The sequence below is a fragment of the Pseudomonas sp. BF-R-30 genome (assembly GCF_019956175.1).
Lineage (GTDB): Bacteria > Pseudomonadota > Gammaproteobacteria > Pseudomonadales > Pseudomonadaceae > Aquipseudomonas > Aquipseudomonas jessenii.
In genome coordinates, this window is sequence record NZ_JAHBDE010000022.1 from 133383 (window position 1) to 149411 (window position 16029).

Here is a 16029-nt window from a genome sequence, read left to right on the forward strand (position 1 = left end):
ACTCTTGCTCCACCAAAGGCCCGGTGCAGACCGTTTGCGTCCGCATAAGAGAGCCCATTAGCCTGAGTCGATCTGCGTGCGACCCACCGAGATCCAGCGGCAGATTGCTCGACCCCATAACTCAAGACCTATGCGGGCGTGCCCATGATTACCCTAAAACTCAATGGTCAAGACCATCAACTCGACGTCACCGAGGACATGCCGCTGCTCTGGGCGATCCGCGACGTGGCCGGTTACAACGGCACCAAGTTCGGCTGCGGCATGGGCCTGTGCGGCGCCTGTACCATTCATATCGAAGGAGCTCCGGCACGCAGTTGCATTACGCCCATCGGTTCAGTCGTCGGGCAGAATGTCAGCACCATCGACAACCTGCACGCCGATCCGATCGGCAAAGTCGTGCAGCAAGCCTGGCTCGACACGGCAGTGGCTCAATGCGGCTTCTGCCAGGGCGGGCAAATCATGTCGGCGACGGCGCTGCTCAAGACCCATCCGAACCCGAGCGACGAGCAGATCGAAGAAGCCATGGTCGGCAACATCTGCCGCTGCGGCACCTATAACCGTATCAAGACCGCGATCCGTCAGGCTTCCACTCACCTGAAGGAGGCCAAGGCATGAGCCGGTTACCGAATGATTTCGCCCTGAGCAACCTCAGTCGCCGTGGTTTTCTCAAGGGCGTGGGGGCGACCGGTGCGCTGGTGGTCGCCGCGAGTTGGGGCTGGCAAGACGCGTTTGCCGAAGAGAAAGAGAAGAAGTTCGGCGCCGACGGCATGCCCCACGGCTGGGTCGACGATCCGAAAGTCTATGTGAGTATCGCCGCCGATGGCACGGTGACCGTTATCTGCAACCGCTCGGAGATGGGCCAGGGCGTGCGAACCAGCTTGACCATGGTGGTGGCCGATGAACTGGAAGCCGACTGGGCGATGGTCAAGGTACAGCAGGCCCCCGGCGATGAAGTGCGCTTCGGCAACCAGGACACCGACGGCTCGCGCAGCATGCGTCACTGGTACGAGCCGATGCGTCGCTGCGGTGCCGCCGCACGCGCGATGCTGGAACAAGCCGCCGCTGACCAATGGAAAGTGTCAGTCGGCGAGTGCCAGGCGCAACTTCATAAAGTCATTCATAAACCGTCGGGCCGCGATCTGGGCTATGGCGCGCTGGCCGCCGCCGCTGGCGCTTTGGCCGTGCCTGCGCGAGAAAGCCTGAGACTCAAGCAACCTTCGGAATTTCGATATATCGGTAAGGAAGGCACCAAGGCCATCGACGGTGAAGACATCGTCAATGGTCGTGCGGTGTACGGCGCCGACGTGCATTTCGACGGCATGCTGTACGCGACCATTGCGCGGCCCACGGTGTATGGCGGCAAGGTCAAAAGCTTCGATGGCAGCGCGGCGATGAAAGTCCCTGGCGTGGTCAAAGTGGTACAGATCGAAAGCCGTCCGTTGCCTTCGGAGTTCCAACCCCTGGGCGGCATCGCCGTGGTGGCGAGCAATACCTGGGCGGCGATAAAGGGCCGCGAGGCACTGAAAATCGAATGGGACGACGGCCCCAACGCCAGCTACGACTCGATTGCCTATCGCAAGGAACTCGAAGCCGCCTCGCTCAAGCCCGGCAAGGTGGTGCGCAATACCGGCAACCTCGATGAGGCCATGGCCAGCGCCGATAGCACGCTGGAAGCCTCCTACTACTTGCCGCATTTGTCACAGTCGCCGATGGAACCGATGGTCGCCATTGCGCGGTTCAAGGACGGTGCGTGCCAAGCCTGGGGGCCAAGCCAGGCGCCGCAGGTCACCCGGGAACGGATCGGTGAGCGCCTGGGGCTGCCATTCGACAAGGTCACGTTCAACGTGACTCTGCTCGGGGGCGGGTTCGGGCGCAAGTCCAAGCCTGACTTCATCATCGAGGCCGCCATCCTCGCCAAGGAATTCCCCGGCAAAGCGGTGCGGGTGCAATGGACCCGCGAAGACGACATCCACTGTTCCTATTTTCACACCGTGTCGGCCGAATACCTCAAGGCCAGCCTGAACAAGGATGGCCTGCCATCCGGCTGGTTGCACCGTACGGTGGCACCGAGCATCACCGCGTTGTTTGCGCCGGGCATGAACCATGAGGCGGCGTTCGAACTGGGCATGGGGTTCACCAACATGGCGTATGCGATTCCCAACATTCGCCTGGAAAACCCCGAGGCAACGGTGCATACCCGGGTAGGTTGGTATCGCTCGGTGTCGAACATTCCCCATGGTTTCGCGATCCAGAGTTTTATCGATGAACTGGCGCACAAGGCCGGGCAGGATCCGCTGAAGTACCAGATCAGATTGCTCGGCCCGGACCGTCAGATCGATCCGCGTACCTTGAGTGAAGAGTGGAACTACGGAGAATCCCCTGAGCGTTATCCGATCGACACCGCGCGCCTGCGCACGGTACTGGAGACCGCCGCCAAAGCCGCCGGTTGGGGGCGTGAGTTGCCCAAGGGACGCGGCCTGGGCCTGGCAGTGCATTACAGCTTCGTGACGTATGTGGCGGCGGTGATCGAGGTGGAGGTCAAGGACGACGGTACGCTGGTGGTGCACAAGGCTGACATCGCCGTCGATTGCGGGCCGCAGATCAACCCCGAGCGGATTCGCGCGCAATTCGAAGGCGCCTGCGTCATGGGCCTGGGTAATGCGGTGCTGGGGGAAATCAGCTTCAAGGACGGCAAGGTCCAGCAGGATAACTTCCATATGTACGAAGTGGCGCGCATGTCCTTGGCGCCGAAGGAAGTGGCGGTGCATCTGGTGACGCCGCCGGGCAATGTCCCGTTGGGTGGTGTGGGTGAACCGGGCGTGCCACCGATTGCGCCGGCACTGTGCAACGCGATCTTCGCCGCCACCGGCAAACGCATCCGCAATCTGCCGGTTCGTTATCAGCTGTCGGGTTGGCAGAAGGCCGGCGCCTGATGGACAGCGCCGATCTGAACGTCCTGCGCAGCGTGTTGCAATGGCATCGCGCCGGTCAGCGGGTGGTGTTGTACAGCGTGGTCGAAACCTGGGGCACTGCGCCCCGGGCACCCGGCGCCATGCTGGCCCTGCGCGAAGACGGCATGGTGATTGGTTCGGTCTCGGGCGGGTGTGTCGAAGATGACTTGATTGCCCGGCTGCACGACGGACGCCTCGCACTTGACGGGCCGCCGGTGCAATTGATCACCTACGGCGTGACCCGCGAGGAAGCCGCACGTTTCGGCTTGCCCTGCGGTGGCACCTTGCGCTTGACCGAGGAGCGTATCGACGATGGGGATTGGGTCGAGCAATTGCTCGCCCGTTGCGAGGCCCATGAAATCGTTGCGCGTGAACTGAACCTGACCACCGGCGAAGTACTTTTGCAGCCGGCCAGTAAAGATGACGTGTTGACGTTCGACGGGCAGACCCTGCGGGTGATCCATGGCCCGCGCTGGCGCTTGCTGCTGATCGGCGCTGGGCAGCTGTCGCGCTATGTGGCGCAAATGGCCCGGCTGCTGGATTTCGAGGTGCTGATTTGCGACCCGCGTAGCGAGTTCGTCTACGGCTGGGAGGAACAGCACGGACGATTCGTTTCGGGCATGCCGGATGAGGCGGTATTGAATATCCAGACCGATGAACGCACGGCTATCGTGGCCTTGACCCATGATCCGCGTCTGGATGACATGGCGCTGCTCACGGCCCTGGATTCCAGGGCTTTTTACGTCGGAGCGCTGGGGTCGCGGGTCAACAGCCAGAAGCGCCGGGAAAACCTGGCTCAACTGGGTTTGTCGCAATCGGCGATTGACCGCTTGCATGGCCCGATCGGTTTGCACATCGGCAGTCATAATCCAGCGGAAATTGCCTTGTCGCTCATGGCGGAAATCGTGGCGGTCAAAAACGGCATCGAACTGAAGCAGAAGAAAGTCCTGCGGGAGAGCGTATGAGCAAATCCATCGGCGTTATCGTGTTGGCAGCGGGGCAGGGCAGCCGGTTTCGTCAGGTGGCGGGTGCCGAAAAGGATAAGTTGGTGGCCGATTGCACCGGGTGTGACGGCGTGGTGCGGTCCGTCATTGAGCACACATTGGTCAACCTGCCGGCGACGCTGGACAAGCGCGTACTGGTGACCACTGCTGACCGCCCGCAAGTGATTCGCATGGCTCAGGCCTATGGCTGCGAGATTGTGCTGATCGAATCGACGGGAATGGGCGACAGCATTGCCGCGGGAGTCGCTGCCTGCAAGCACCTCGATGGCTGGCTGATGGTGCTGGGGGATATGCCGTTCATCCTGCCATCGAGTATCGAGCAAGTGGTGGCGGGGATTGGCGATGACAGTATCAGCGTGCCCGTGCAGGACGGCGGGTACGGGCATCCGGTCGGGTTCGGACGGGACTTCGCGGCGGGGTTGATGGCGCTATCGGGGGATCGCGGCGCCAAGCCGCTGTTCGCCCAAGGGCGGGTGGTTGAAGTGAGCGTGGATGATCCTGGTGTGGTGTGGGATGTGGATGTGCCGCAGGCATTGATCTTCAAGCCTGCCTAGACCTTCAGGCCAGCCTGGATCCCCTGTAGGAGCGAGCCTGCTCGCGATAGCAATCTGGCATCCAACAGAGATGCAATCTGATCCACCGCTATCGCGAGCAGGCTCGCTCCTACAAGGGATTGCTGTGAAGTCCGGACATAAAAAAAGCCCCGCCTGGGATCACCAGGCGGGGCTTTTTAGTGGCCGATGGAATCAGACGAGAGGTTTAGGCTCGTGTTCTTTTTCCTGGGCTTGCTCGTGTTGCTCTACCGCTTCCTGAACGGAGCGCGGTGCTTCGTGGATCACCGACTCAACCGGCTCGGCAGCCACTTCGGCAGCCGGGGCAGGAGCTGCCTCAACCACTTCAGCAGCAACCGGTGCAGGCTCGGCGGCGACAACCGCTTCAGCTGGAGCCGCAGCGGCAGCCAGTTCAGCTTCCTTCTGCAGACGCTCGGCTTCACGCTTGCGACGACGCACTTCACGCGGGTCGTTAGGCGCACGGCCACTTGGCGTCAGGGCGCTGGCAGGAGCGGCTTCGACCACTGGTGCCGGTGCTTGGGCAACGACCGGTGCTTCAACGGCTGGCGCTTCAACCACCGGCGCCGGGGCCGGTTCGGCAGCGGCAACCACCGGCTCGGAAACCATGGCTTCTGCCACTTGGGTTTCAGCGGCTGGTGCAGCGGTTTCAGCGACCGCTGGCTCGGCAACCCAGTTGAATGCGGTTTGCTCTTCGCGAACTTCACGCACGGTGTCCGTCACGGTTTCAACAACCGCTTCTGCATCCTGGGCAGGTGCTTCTACCACTGGCGCTGGCTCGGCAGCCGCTTCAACAGCAGGCTGAGCTTCTGGCGCTGGCGCCACTTCGATTTCCGGCGAGGCGGTGACTTCGACCGGTGTGGTCGCTTCAACGACTGGCGCTTCAACCGGAGCTGCTTCCAGGGTCGCGGCAGTGGCGCGTTCGGCTTGCACATTGGCTTCAGCTTCTGCTGGAGCGCTGATCACGCTGCTGGCAACAGCTGCGGTGACAGCCAGGCCGGCGGCCAGATCGGCAGTGCTTGGCGCTTCAGCGTTTTCGCCGGACTCGGACTCTTCCGAACCTTCGATCACGTTGCCGTTGGCGTCACGCTGACGCTCGCGACGGTTGCTGCGACGACGCTGACCACGGGAGCGGCGGCGTGGACGGTCGCCTTCGGCGCTTTCCTGACCGTCTTCCGACAGTTGCTCTTCGTTGGTGGTCAGTTCTTCTTCAGTTGCGGCTGCGGCAGCTTGTTCGGCACGTGGCTGACGTTCTTCACGCGGTGGGCGTGGCGCGCGTTCTTCACGTGGCTGACGAGCCGGGCGTTCTTCAGCGGTAGCAGCCGTAGCGGTAGCAGCGGCGGCCGGAGCAGCCGGAGCGGCATCCAGAGGCTCGCGCAGTTCACGAACGCGTTCTTCACGCTCGCCACGTGGCTTGCGATCTTCACGCGGAGCGCGCGGTGCACGTTCTTCACGAGGCGCGCGTGGTGCGCGTTCTTCGCGGGCTACCGCTGGCGTTTCTTCGCGGGTTTCGCGAGGTTCACGCACTTCCCGTGGCTGGCGCTCTTCACGCGGCTCACGTGGTGCGCGTTCTTCACGCGGTGCACGCTCTTCGCGAGGCTTGCGCTCTTCATCGCGGCGACCGTTACGGTTGCGGCTCTGCTGGCGGCCGTTGCGACGCTCTTCGTTGCGGGCCGGACGCTCGGCGGCAGGTTTTTCAACCACAACCGGTGCGGCAGGCTCTTCCTTGGTGGCGAACAGGCTCACCAGCGACTTCACCAGGCCTTTGAACAGGCTTGGCTCCGGTACGGCGGCCGGGGCAGGGGCTGGAGCGGCCACTTCGGTCGGCACCGGAGCGTTGGCGCGGGCCGGGGCCGTTTTGACCGCAGCTTCCTGGCGAACCAGGGTGCGGGTCGCAGCGGCTGGCTGGACTTCTTCGACTTCGGCAGCGGCAGCGGCGATTTCGTAGCTGGACTGGTTGGTCGCGGCTTCCGGGCTGTCGTCACGCAGGCGCTGTACTTCGAAGTGCGGCGTTTCGAGGTGATCGTTCGGCAGGATGACGATGCGGGCACGGGTGCGCAGTTCGATCTTGGTGATCGAGTTGCGTTTTTCGTTGAGCAGGAACGCCGCCACCGGGATCGGCACTTGTGCACGAACTTCGGCGGTACGGTCTTTCAGGGCTTCTTCTTCGATCAGGCGCAGGATCGCCAGGGACAGCGATTCAACGTCACGGATGATGCCGGTGCCGTTGCAACGCGGGCAGACGATGCCGCTGCTTTCACCCAGGGATGGACGCAGGCGCTGACGGGACATTTCCAGCAGGCCGAAGCGCGAAATGCGACCGACTTGCACGCGAGCGCGGTCGGCTTCCAGGCATTCGCGGACTTTTTCTTCCACGGCGCGCTGGTTCTTGGCAGGGGTCATGTCGATGAAGTCGATGACGATCAGGCCGCCGATGTCGCGCAGGCGCAACTGACGGGCGATTTCCTCGGCCGCTTCAAGGTTGGTTTGCAGCGCGGTTTCTTCGATGTCGCTGCCTTTGGTGGCGCGCGCCGAGTTGATGTCGATGGACACCAGGGCTTCGGTCGGATCGATCACGATGGAACCGCCGGAAGGCAGTTCGACAACGCGCTGGAAAGCGGTTTCGATCTGGCTTTCGATCTGGAAACGGTTGAACAGCGGAACGCTGTCTTCGTACAGCTTGATCTTGCTGGCGTACTGCGGCATTACCTGGCGGATGAAGGTCAGGGCTTCGTCCTGGGCTTCAACGCTGTCGATCAGCACTTCGCCGATGTCCTGGCGCAGGTAGTCGCGGATCGCGCGGATGATCACGTTGCTTTCCTGGTAGATCAGGAATGGCGCGGCGCGGTCCAGCGAAGCTTCCTTGATGGCGGTCCACAGTTGCAGCAGGTAGTCGAGGTCCCACTGCATTTCTTCGCTGCTGCGGCCAAGGCCTGCAGTGCGCACGATCAGGCCCATGTCGGCCGGGGCAACCAGACCGTTCAGGGCTTCACGCAGTTCGTTGCGCTCTTCGCCTTCGATGCGACGGGAGATACCGCCGGCACGCGGGTTGTTCGGCATCAGCACCAGGTAACGACCGGCCAGGCTGATGAAGGTGGTCAGGGCTGCGCCCTTGTTGCCACGTTCTTCTTTTTCGACCTGAACGATGACTTCCTGGCCTTCGCTCAGGACGTCCTTGATGTTGACGCGACCTTCCGGGGCTTTCTTGAAGTATTCGCGGGAGATTTCTTTGAGGGGCAGGAAGCCGTGGCGCTCAGAGCCGAAATCGACAAAGGCAGCCTCGAGGCTTGGTTCGATGCGAGTAATCCGGCCTTTATAGATGTTGGCCTTCTTCTGCTCGCGTGCACCGGATTCGATGTCCAGGTCGTAGAGGCGCTGGCCATCTACCAGTGCAACACGCAACTCTTCGGGTTGAGTTGCGTTAATCAGCATTCTTTTCATGTAGTACCGTCGGTTTCCGGGCTGCCGGAAACGGCGTTCGGCACACACGACTTCTCACGGTCGGTGTCAGGTGCGTCGGGAGTGGTTGGCCATTTCCCGTGTCCAGCGAAGTCCGGCCAATGTGGGCCTTCATCGCGACGTACGCGTCCTGCTTGCTGTGGCTACTTAAGCACTCAGTCAGGAGGAGGAATCAACCAGCGGCTGTGGACGAGATGAAGCGTCTTGAGAAAGCCTGTTGCTACACAGTCCGGCGGTTGTGCATCTCCACCCTACACGTATCCCTGATAATTCGGGTGCTGCCGCGCGCAGAATCCGCAGCGGGTTGGCATTTACCGTGAGCTCCGAAAGGGGAGGTCACGCATCATGGCTAATTTAGGCGTTGTTTCCGATGCCTTCGCTCGGGGTCATTCGCAGCTGACTGCACTTTGTGAACTGGCCGTGAATATGGCTCGCAAAACGAGTGGAAAACTCTGCTTTGTGGCGTGATTCAGGCCTCATGTCACCTGCGCTCGTTACACCTGCAAACTCCACCGTTACGTAGCGAAAGCCCCGTAGGACGGCCTCGCGTCCTGGTGAATTGCGTTGGTCAGGGCCGGTTTTTGACCGTTGGTCCGCTGTCCAGGCCGCTTTTGGCGACGTTCGCGACTATAGCAGCAATGATTAAGTGCTTCAATTCCATAAAAAATTGTTATCATCCGCGCCATGACGACGACTACCCCCCCGACTCCAGGCGTACAACTGCTTGAGGTCTCGCCGGAATATGCCGGCCAACGCATTGATAATTTCCTTCTCGCCCGACTCAAAGGCGTGCCCAAGACCTTGATTTACCGCATTTTGCGCAAGGGCGAAGTGCGCGTGAACAAAGGTCGGATCAAGCCCGAGTACAAGCTGCAGGCGGGCGATATCGTGCGCGTGCCGCCGGTTCGGGTGCCTGAGCGCGACGAACCGGTGCCACTGGCACAAGGCCTGTTGCAGCGGCTCGAGGCCTCGATTGTCTTCGAAGACAAGGCGCTGATCGTGATCAACAAGCCCGCGGGCATTGCTGTTCATGGTGGCAGCGGCCTGACTTTCGGGGTGATCGAAGCCTTTCGTCAGTTGCGCCCCGATTGCAAAGAGCTCGAACTGGTTCACCGTCTCGACCGTGATACGTCCGGCCTGTTGATGATCGCCAAGAAGCGCAGCATGTTGCGCCACTTGCACACCGCATTGCGCGGTGATGGCGTCGACAAGCGCTACATGGCGCTGGTCCGCGGTAACTGGGCGAGCTCGATCAAGCAAGTCCGTGCGTCGCTGGGCAAGAGCAATCTGCGCTCCGGCGAGCGCATGGTCGAGGTCGACGAGGAGGAGGGGAAGGAGTCCGTGACCGTGTTCAAGGTCCTGCGCCGCTTCGGCGACTTTGCCACCCTGATCGAAGCCAAGCCGATTACCGGCCGGACTCACCAGATCCGCGTCCATACCTTGCACGCCGGGCATTGCATCGCTGGCGACACCAAGTATGGCGACGAAGGTTTCAGCAAGGAAATCCGCGATCTGGGCGGCAAACGCCTGTTCCTGCACGCCTACATGCTGACGGTGCCGCTCCCCGATGGTGGTGAGCTGAAGCTGCAAGCGCCGGTCGACGAGATGTGGGCCAAAACCGTGGAGCGATTGAGTGCGCCCATCTGATTACAAGCTGCTGATCTTTGATTGGGACGGCACTCTGGCCGATTCCATTGGTCGGATTGTCGAGGCGATGCACGTTGCCTCGCAGCGTTCCGGTTTTGAGCTGCGCGATGATCTGGCCGTCAAGGGCATCATCGGCCTGGGCTTGCCGGAAGCGATCCGCACCCTGTACCCCGAAATCGGCGATGCCGAGCTGATCGCGTTCCGCGAGCACTATGCTGAGCATTACATCGCGTCGGAGGCTGTGCCTTCGCCGCTGTTCGAGGGTGTGGTCGAGTCGCTCGAGGCATTTCGTGCCGAGGGCTATCATCTGGCTGTGGCGACCGGCAAGGCCCGTCGCGGGCTGGATCGGGTGTTGAAGTCCCATGGCTGGGAGAATTACTTCGATATCACTCGCGCCGCCGACGAAACCGCGAGCAAGCCCCATCCGCTGATGCTCGAACAAATTCTCGCCCATTGCGAGGTTCGCCCGGAACAGGCGTTGATGGTGGGTGATTCGTCCTTTGATTTGCAGATGGCGCGCAACGCCGGCATGGGTTCGGTGGCCGTCAGTTATGGCGCTCAATCGATCGATGCGTTGAGGTTGTATGAGCCGCGACTGGCCATCGACCGTTTTTCAGAATTGCATGCCTGGCTGAATCAGCGGGCTTAACCGGTTGTTTTTGGGGTGGATGGCATGACCGACGAATGGAAGGCGCCCGCCAAGGCGAGCGCAGAGAGCGGTGACGACAAAAGCTGGAAACTGCTGGAAAAGACCCTGCTGGCCGGCATACAGGAGCAGCGCCGGTCCCGTCGCTGGGGGATATTCTTCAAGTTTCTGATTTTTGTGTATCTGTTCGGCGCCATTGCCCTGTTTTCGCCTCTGATGGATATGGAAAAGGCCGGCACCCTTAGTGCCAATTACACGGCGTTGATCGATGTGAGAGGCATGATTGCCGACAGGGAGTCGGCCAGTGCAGACAATATCGTTGGCAGCTTGCGTGCGGCTTTCGAGGACAAGAAGGTCAAGGGCGTCATCCTGCGCATCAACAGCCCGGGCGGCAGTCCGGTGCAGTCGGGTTATGTCTATGACGAGATCAAGCGTCTGCGCGGTCTGCACCCGGACATCAAGCTCTATGCGGTCATTTCCGATCTGGGGGCTTCCGGCGCTTACTACATCGCCAGTGCGGCGGATCAGATCTACGCCGACAAGGCGAGCCTGGTCGGCTCCATCGGTGTGACGGCAGCCGGTTATGGCTTTGTCGGCACCATGGAGAAGCTGGGTGTCGAACGTCGTACCTACACCTCTGGCGAGCACAAGTCGTTCCTCGATCCATTCCAGCCACAGAAGCCGGAAGAAACCGCCTTCTGGCAGGGCGTGCTCGATACGACCCACAAGCAGTTCATCAATAGCGTCAAGCAGGGTCGTGGCGACCGCCTGAAAGACAAGGAGCATCCGGAGCTGTTCTCTGGCCTGGTCTGGTCCGGCGAGCAGGCGCTGCCATTGGGATTGATCGATGGGCTGGGTAATGCCAGTTCGGTTGCGCGGGATGTGATCGGTGAGAAAGAACTGGTGGACTTCACCGTTCAGGAATCGCCATTCGATCGCTTTTCGAAAAAGCTCGGCGCCAGCGTGGCTGAGCATTTGGCGATGTGGATGGGTTTTAACGGTCCGTCGCTGCGCTGATTCTGACGTGACATGAAAAACCGGCCTGCGTGGCCGGTTTTTTAGTATCGGGATTCAGGGAACCTGTACGCCTTCAGTCAGCAGCATGTCGATCAGGCGAATCAGCGGCAGGCCGATCAGGCTGGTGGCGTCAGGTCCTTCGGTGCTGCGAAACAGGCTGACCCCCAGGCCTTCGGCCTTGAAGCTGCCTGCGCAGTCGTAGGGTTGTTCGGCGCGCAGGTAGCGTTCGATGCGAGGTGCGTCGAGTGTGCGCATGTGTACGGTGAACGGCACGCAATCGACCTGGCAGTGCCCTGTCTGGCTGTTGAGCAGGGCCAGGCCGGTGAGGAACGTCACGCTGGCACCGCTGGCGGCCAGCAGTTGTTCCCGGGCTTTTTCGAATGTGTGGGGTTTGCCGATAATCCGCTCTCCCAGCACTGCGATCTGGTCGGAGCCGATTATCAGATGAGCGGTATGGCTGTCGGCCAGGGCGCGCGCTTTCTCTTCGGCGAGGCGCTTGACCAGCTCGATGGCGGACTCGCCCGGGCGATGGCTTTCGTCGATATCCGGCGAGCTGCAAGTGAAAGGCAGCTGCAGGCGGGTCAGCAATTCCCGGCGATAGGCCGAGCTGGAAGCGAGTAATAAAGGCAGCATGCACAACTCCATAAGGCGTGTGCGAATTCTAGCGAGGCTTCCAAGTGACGGACAGGGCTGAATTTCCTTTGACATGGGCGGGTGCATCCCTATAATGCTGCGCCTATGTTGAATGACCCGATTCCACCTCACGTTGACCCGCGCAAATTGGCTGATCGTGGCACCACCCTTCAAGGTGAAATGCTGCTGGCCGATTTGGAGAGACTCTGCGACCCGCTTTCCGACAATGTCGGTACGGTGCAGGCTAAATTCGTTTTTGAACGAGATGAACGTAAATCTGTGGTCATCCACAGCTTTATCGACACTGAAGTCAAAATGGTTTGCCAGCGTTGTCTTGAGCTGGTCACCCTGCCGATCCATAGCGAATGCAGTTACGCTGTGGTGAAGGAGGGTGCGAATACCCAGTCGTTGCCGAAAGGTTATGACGTGCTGGAACTGGGCGAAGATCCTTTGGATCTGCAGTCACTGATCGAGGAGGAGCTTCTGCTCGCCTTGCCCATTGTGCCTGCTCATCATCCGGAAGAATGCCAGCAGCCGGCGGGTCTCGATGAGCCCGAACCGAGCGAGGACGAGGTAACGCGGTCCAACCCGTTCAGTGTATTGGCGCAGTTAAAGCGTGACCCAAACGTTTAGGAGTTAATCAATTATGGCTGTTCAGCAGAACAAAAAATCCCGCTCTGCCCGTGACATGCGCCGTTCGCACGACGCTCTCGAGGCTAGCACCCTGTCTGTAGAAAAAACCACCGGTGAAGTTCACCTGCGTCACCACGTATCGCCAGAAGGCGTATACCGTGGCCGTAAAGTGATCGACAAGGGCGCTGACGAGTAATCACTTGTCCGCTCAAGTCATCGCGATTGACGCAATGGGCGGGGACTTCGGTCCCCGCAGCATTGTCCAGGCCAGCCTTGCTTGCCTGTCTGCCACGCCCTCGCTGCACCTGACCCTCGTCGGTCAACCCTCCCTTCTTGAAGAATTGATCGCTGGCCATCCGGCTGTGGATCGCGCGCGCCTGTCGATTACGCCGGCGTCCGAAGTCATCACCATGGACGAAAAGCCTGCCCAGGCCTTGCGCGGCAAGCCCGACTCGTCGATGCGCGTGGCGCTTGAGTTGTTGCGTGACGGCAAGGTCCAGGCTTGTGTCAGTGCCGGTAATACCGGTGCGTTGATGGCGTTGTCGCGGTTCGTGCTCAAGACCTTGCCCGGCATTGACCGTCCGGCCATGGTAGCGGCGATTCCGACACAAAAGGGTTATTGCCAATTGCTCGACCTGGGCGCCAACGTCGATTGCAGTGCCGAGCATCTGTTGCAGTTTGCGGTCATGGGCTCGGTGGCGGCCGAGACCTTGGGCATAGCGCGTCCTCGGGTGGCGTTGCTGAACATCGGCACCGAAGACATCAAGGGCAATCAACAGGTCAAGCTGGCAGCGACATTGTTGCAAGGCGCCCGTGGCATCAATTACATCGGCTTTATCGAGGGCGACGGTTTGTACCGTGGCGAAGCGGATGTGGTGGTGTGTGACGGTTTTGTCGGCAACATTTTGCTCAAATCCAGCGAAGGTCTGGCGACCATGATTGCCGGGCGCATCGAAGCGTTGTTCAGGAAGAGCCTGGCCTCTCGCGTGGTCGGTGCGCTTGCACTACCGTTGATGAAGCGCCTGCAGGCCGATCTGGCACCTGCCCGGCACAACGGTGCGAGCTTTCTCGGCTTGCAGGGCATTGTGGTGAAAAGCCACGGTTCTGCTGGGGTCCAGGGGTTTCAGAGTGCCATTCAGCGCGCCTTGATCGAGATTCAGGAGAATCTTCCCGAGCGCCTGCACGGTCGTCTGGAGGATTTGTTGCTTTAGGCGTTTTCGTCGGACAATGCTTAAATGTGACCGCTTGGTTCGATGGGCCATCCAACTGTCAGTTTCTTGCGTCCCCAAAGCGGGGCGCCAACTCTCCGACGACAAGATCATTAGGGGCTTGTTACATGTCTGCTTCCCTCGCATTCGTCTTTCCAGGACAGGGTTCGCAGTCCCTCGGCATGCTGGCCGAGCTGGGCGCGCAACATCCGGTTGTCCTTGAAACATTCAAAGAAGCTTCCGATGCACTGGGTTACGACCTGTGGGCACTGACCCAGCAAGGGCCGGAAGAGCAACTCAATCAAACCGATAAAACCCAGCCAGCCATTCTGACCGCCTCTATCGCCCTGTGGCGTTTGTGGCTGGCCGAAGGTGGTGCGCGCCCGGCTTACGTTGCCGGGCACAGCCTGGGTGAATACAGCGCGCTGGTCGCGGCAGGCAGTCTGAGCCTGGGCGATGCGGTGAAGCTCGTCGAGCGTCGTGGCCAGTTGATGCAGGAAGCCGTTCCGGCCGGGCAGGGCGGCATGGCCGCCATCCTGGGTCTGGACGATGCCGACGTACTGGCAGCCTGTGCCGAAGCAGCGCAAGGTGAAGTGGTCAGCGCGGTCAATTTCAACTCGCCGGGCCAGGTGGTCATCGCTGGCGCCAAGGCTGCCGTCGAGCGCGCCATCGAAGGCTGCAAGGCGCGTGGTGCCAAGCGCGCCATGCCGTTGCCGGTCAGCGTGCCGTCGCACTGCGAGCTGATGCGCCCGGCTGCCGAGCGTTTCGCCGAATCGATCGCGGCGATCGACTGGCAGGCACCGCAGATTCCCGTGGTGCAGAACGTCAGTGCCCAGGTGCCGGCCGATCTGGAAACCCTCAAGCGCGATCTGCTCGAGCAACTGTACAAGCCAGTACGCTGGGTTGAATCGGTCCAGGCACTGGCCGCCAAGGGCGCGACCAACCTGGTCGAGTGTGGTCCGGGTAAAGTGCTGGCCGGTCTGAACAAGCGTTGCGCCGAAGGCGTGTCGACATCCAACCTCAATACCCCAGACGCTTTCGCTGCCGCCCGTGCAGCGTTGGCCTGAATCAGGAGAAGCTTGCATGAGTCTGCAAGGTAAAGTTGCACTGGTCACCGGTGCAAGCCGTGGCATCGGCCAGGCTATCGCCCTGGAACTGGGTCGTCAGGGCGCCATCGTTGTTGGTACCGCGACCTCCGCGTCGGGTGCTGAGCGCATTGCCGCGACCCTGAAGGAAAACGGTATTCAGGGCACTGGCCTGGAACTCAATGTCACCAGCGACGAGTCCGTGGCAAGTGTTCTGGCGAGCATTCAGGAGCAGTTCGGTGCGCCGGCGATTCTGGTCAATAATGCCGGTATCACCCGCGATAACCTGATGATGCGCATGAAAGACGACGAGTGGCACGACGTTGTCGATACCAATCTGAACAGTCTGTTCCGCCTGTCCAAGGGTGTTTTGCGCGGCATGACCAAAGCTCGTTGGGGCCGAATTATCAGTATTGGCTCGGTTGTGGGTGCCATGGGCAACGCAGGCCAAGTAAACTACGCTGCCGCCAAGGCCGGCCTGGAAGGTTTCAGCCGTGCTCTGGCGCGCGAAGTCGGTTCGCGTTCGATTACGGTAAACTCGGTGGCTCCTGGGTTCATCGATACCGATATGACCCGTGAACTGCCCGAGGCACAGCGTGAAGCCTTGCAGACGCAGATTCCGCTGGGTCGTCTGGGGCAGGCTCAAGAGATCGCGTCCGTGGTCGCTTTTCTTGCGTCGGACGGTGCGGCTTACGTTACCGGAGCTACAATCCCGGTGAACGGCGGGATGTACATGTAATTCAAATGTGACGGATTGCTTCAAAAAAATGTCATACGAGCTGTCTAAAATCCGTTATAAAGCTGCAATCTATTTATAGGCAGAGGGTCACCGGGTTCGAGGAGTGAAGCTTTCAGTTGAAAAGCTGAAAAGCCTTTCTATACACTTACCCACTGGCCAGCTGCCTGAATTTGTCCATTAGGAGTGAAAACAAGGTATGAGCACCATCGAAGAGCGCGTCAAGAAAATCGTTGCTGAGCAACTGGGCGTTAAAGAAGAAGAAGTGGTCAACACTGCTTCCTTCGTTGAAGACCTGGGTGCCGACTCCCTTGACACCGTTGAGCTGGTGATGGCTCTGGAAGAGGAATTCGAGACCGAAATCCCTGACGAAGAAGCCGAGAAGATCACTACTGTACAAGCTGCAATCGACTACGTTACTAGCCACCAGGCGTAATAGTT

15 protein-coding genes are annotated in these 16029 nt (G+C 60.5%); 13 read left to right on the plus strand and 2 right to left on the minus strand.

What is annotated here, in order from left to right; genetic code table 11:
- Positions 1-144: 144 nt before the first annotated feature.
- The 4 genes from KGB20_RS13315 to KGB20_RS13330 are packed head-to-tail and all read left to right on the plus strand — an operon-like array spanning position 145 to position 4509.
- Positions 145-615, plus strand: a complete 471-nt coding sequence (locus KGB20_RS13315) for a (2Fe-2S)-binding protein (RefSeq protein WP_015096391.1) — start codon at positions 145-147, stop codon at positions 613-615.
- A complete protein-coding gene (locus tag KGB20_RS13320) occupies positions 612-2933 on the plus strand; it encodes a xanthine dehydrogenase family protein molybdopterin-binding subunit (RefSeq protein ID WP_223532469.1) in 2322 nt (773 codons plus the stop codon). Before KGB20_RS13315 ends, KGB20_RS13320 begins: the two co-directional genes overlap by 4 nt.
- A complete protein-coding gene (locus tag KGB20_RS13325) occupies positions 2933-3916 on the plus strand; it encodes an XdhC family protein (protein WP_223532471.1) in 984 nt (327 codons plus the stop codon). The genes KGB20_RS13320 and KGB20_RS13325 overlap by 1 nt, the downstream gene beginning before the upstream one ends.
- Positions 3913-4509, plus strand: a complete 597-nt coding sequence (locus tag KGB20_RS13330; RefSeq protein WP_223532473.1) for an NTP transferase domain-containing protein — start codon at positions 3913-3915, stop codon at positions 4507-4509. Before KGB20_RS13325 ends, KGB20_RS13330 begins: the two co-directional genes overlap by 4 nt.
- Positions 4510-4701: 192 nt before the next feature.
- Here the strand turns inward: KGB20_RS13330 and rne are convergent, their stop codons facing one another.
- The gene (gene rne, locus KGB20_RS13335) at positions 4702-7965 is read right to left on the minus strand and encodes a ribonuclease E (protein ID WP_223532475.1); all 3264 of its coding nucleotides are present in this window, start codon (positions 7963-7965) and stop codon (positions 4702-4704) included.
- 702 nt (positions 7966-8667) lie between these two features.
- On the opposite strand from rne, the gene rluC reads away from it, so the two are divergent.
- From rluC to KGB20_RS13350, 3 genes are read left to right on the plus strand one after another with little or no spacing between them, the layout of a single operon-like run.
- Positions 8668-9630, plus strand: a complete 963-nt coding sequence (gene rluC, locus KGB20_RS13340) for a 23S rRNA pseudouridine(955/2504/2580) synthase RluC (protein ID WP_007977058.1) — start codon at positions 8668-8670, stop codon at positions 9628-9630.
- Positions 9617-10279, plus strand: coding sequence for an HAD-IA family hydrolase (locus KGB20_RS13345; RefSeq protein WP_154909309.1), 663 nt, complete (start codon positions 9617-9619; stop codon positions 10277-10279). Before rluC ends, KGB20_RS13345 begins: the two co-directional genes overlap by 14 nt.
- A 24-nt stretch (positions 10280-10303) precedes the next feature.
- Entirely contained in the window at positions 10304-11293 is a 990-nt protein-coding gene (locus KGB20_RS13350) for a S49 family peptidase (RefSeq protein WP_223502401.1), read from the plus strand.
- 54 nt (positions 11294-11347) lie between these two features.
- Here KGB20_RS13350 and KGB20_RS13355 read toward each other — a convergent pair whose 3' ends face one another.
- On the minus strand, positions 11348-11926 hold the full coding sequence (locus KGB20_RS13355; protein ID WP_223532476.1) for a Maf family protein: 579 nt from the start codon (positions 11924-11926) through the stop codon (positions 11348-11350).
- Between the two features lie 105 nt (positions 11927-12031).
- Between KGB20_RS13355 and KGB20_RS13360 the strand changes: the two genes are divergently transcribed.
- The 6 genes from KGB20_RS13360 to acpP all read left to right on the plus strand — a co-directional run bounded on the left by KGB20_RS13360 (position 12032) and on the right by acpP (position 16024).
- Complete coding sequence (locus KGB20_RS13360) at positions 12032-12559, plus strand: YceD family protein (RefSeq protein ID WP_008050439.1); 528 nt, start codon at positions 12032-12034, stop codon at positions 12557-12559.
- Positions 12560-12572: 13 nt separating this feature from the next.
- Entirely contained in the window at positions 12573-12755 is a 183-nt protein-coding gene (gene rpmF, locus KGB20_RS13365) for a 50S ribosomal protein L32 (RefSeq protein WP_003179396.1), read from the plus strand.
- A 4-nt stretch (positions 12756-12759) separates the two neighbouring features.
- Positions 12760-13770 carry a phosphate acyltransferase PlsX gene (gene plsX / locus KGB20_RS13370; protein ID WP_150812205.1) on the plus strand — a complete coding sequence of 337 codons (1011 nt, stop codon included), beginning with the start codon at positions 12760-12762 and terminating at the stop codon, positions 13768-13770.
- Positions 13771-13895: 125 nt separating this feature from the next.
- The gene (fabD, locus tag KGB20_RS13375; RefSeq protein ID WP_008050436.1) at positions 13896-14834 is read left to right on the plus strand and encodes an ACP S-malonyltransferase; all 939 of its coding nucleotides are present in this window, start codon (positions 13896-13898) and stop codon (positions 14832-14834) included.
- A gap of 16 nt (positions 14835-14850) precedes the next feature.
- Positions 14851-15591 (plus strand): 3-oxoacyl-ACP reductase FabG, encoded by a 741-nt coding sequence (gene fabG / locus KGB20_RS13380; RefSeq protein WP_007987168.1) that lies wholly within the window; start codon positions 14851-14853, stop codon positions 15589-15591.
- 196 nt (positions 15592-15787) lie between these two features.
- Complete coding sequence (gene acpP, locus KGB20_RS13385; protein ID WP_003175607.1) at positions 15788-16024, plus strand: acyl carrier protein; 237 nt, start codon at positions 15788-15790, stop codon at positions 16022-16024.
- The last annotated feature ends 5 nt before the right edge of the window (positions 16025-16029 follow it).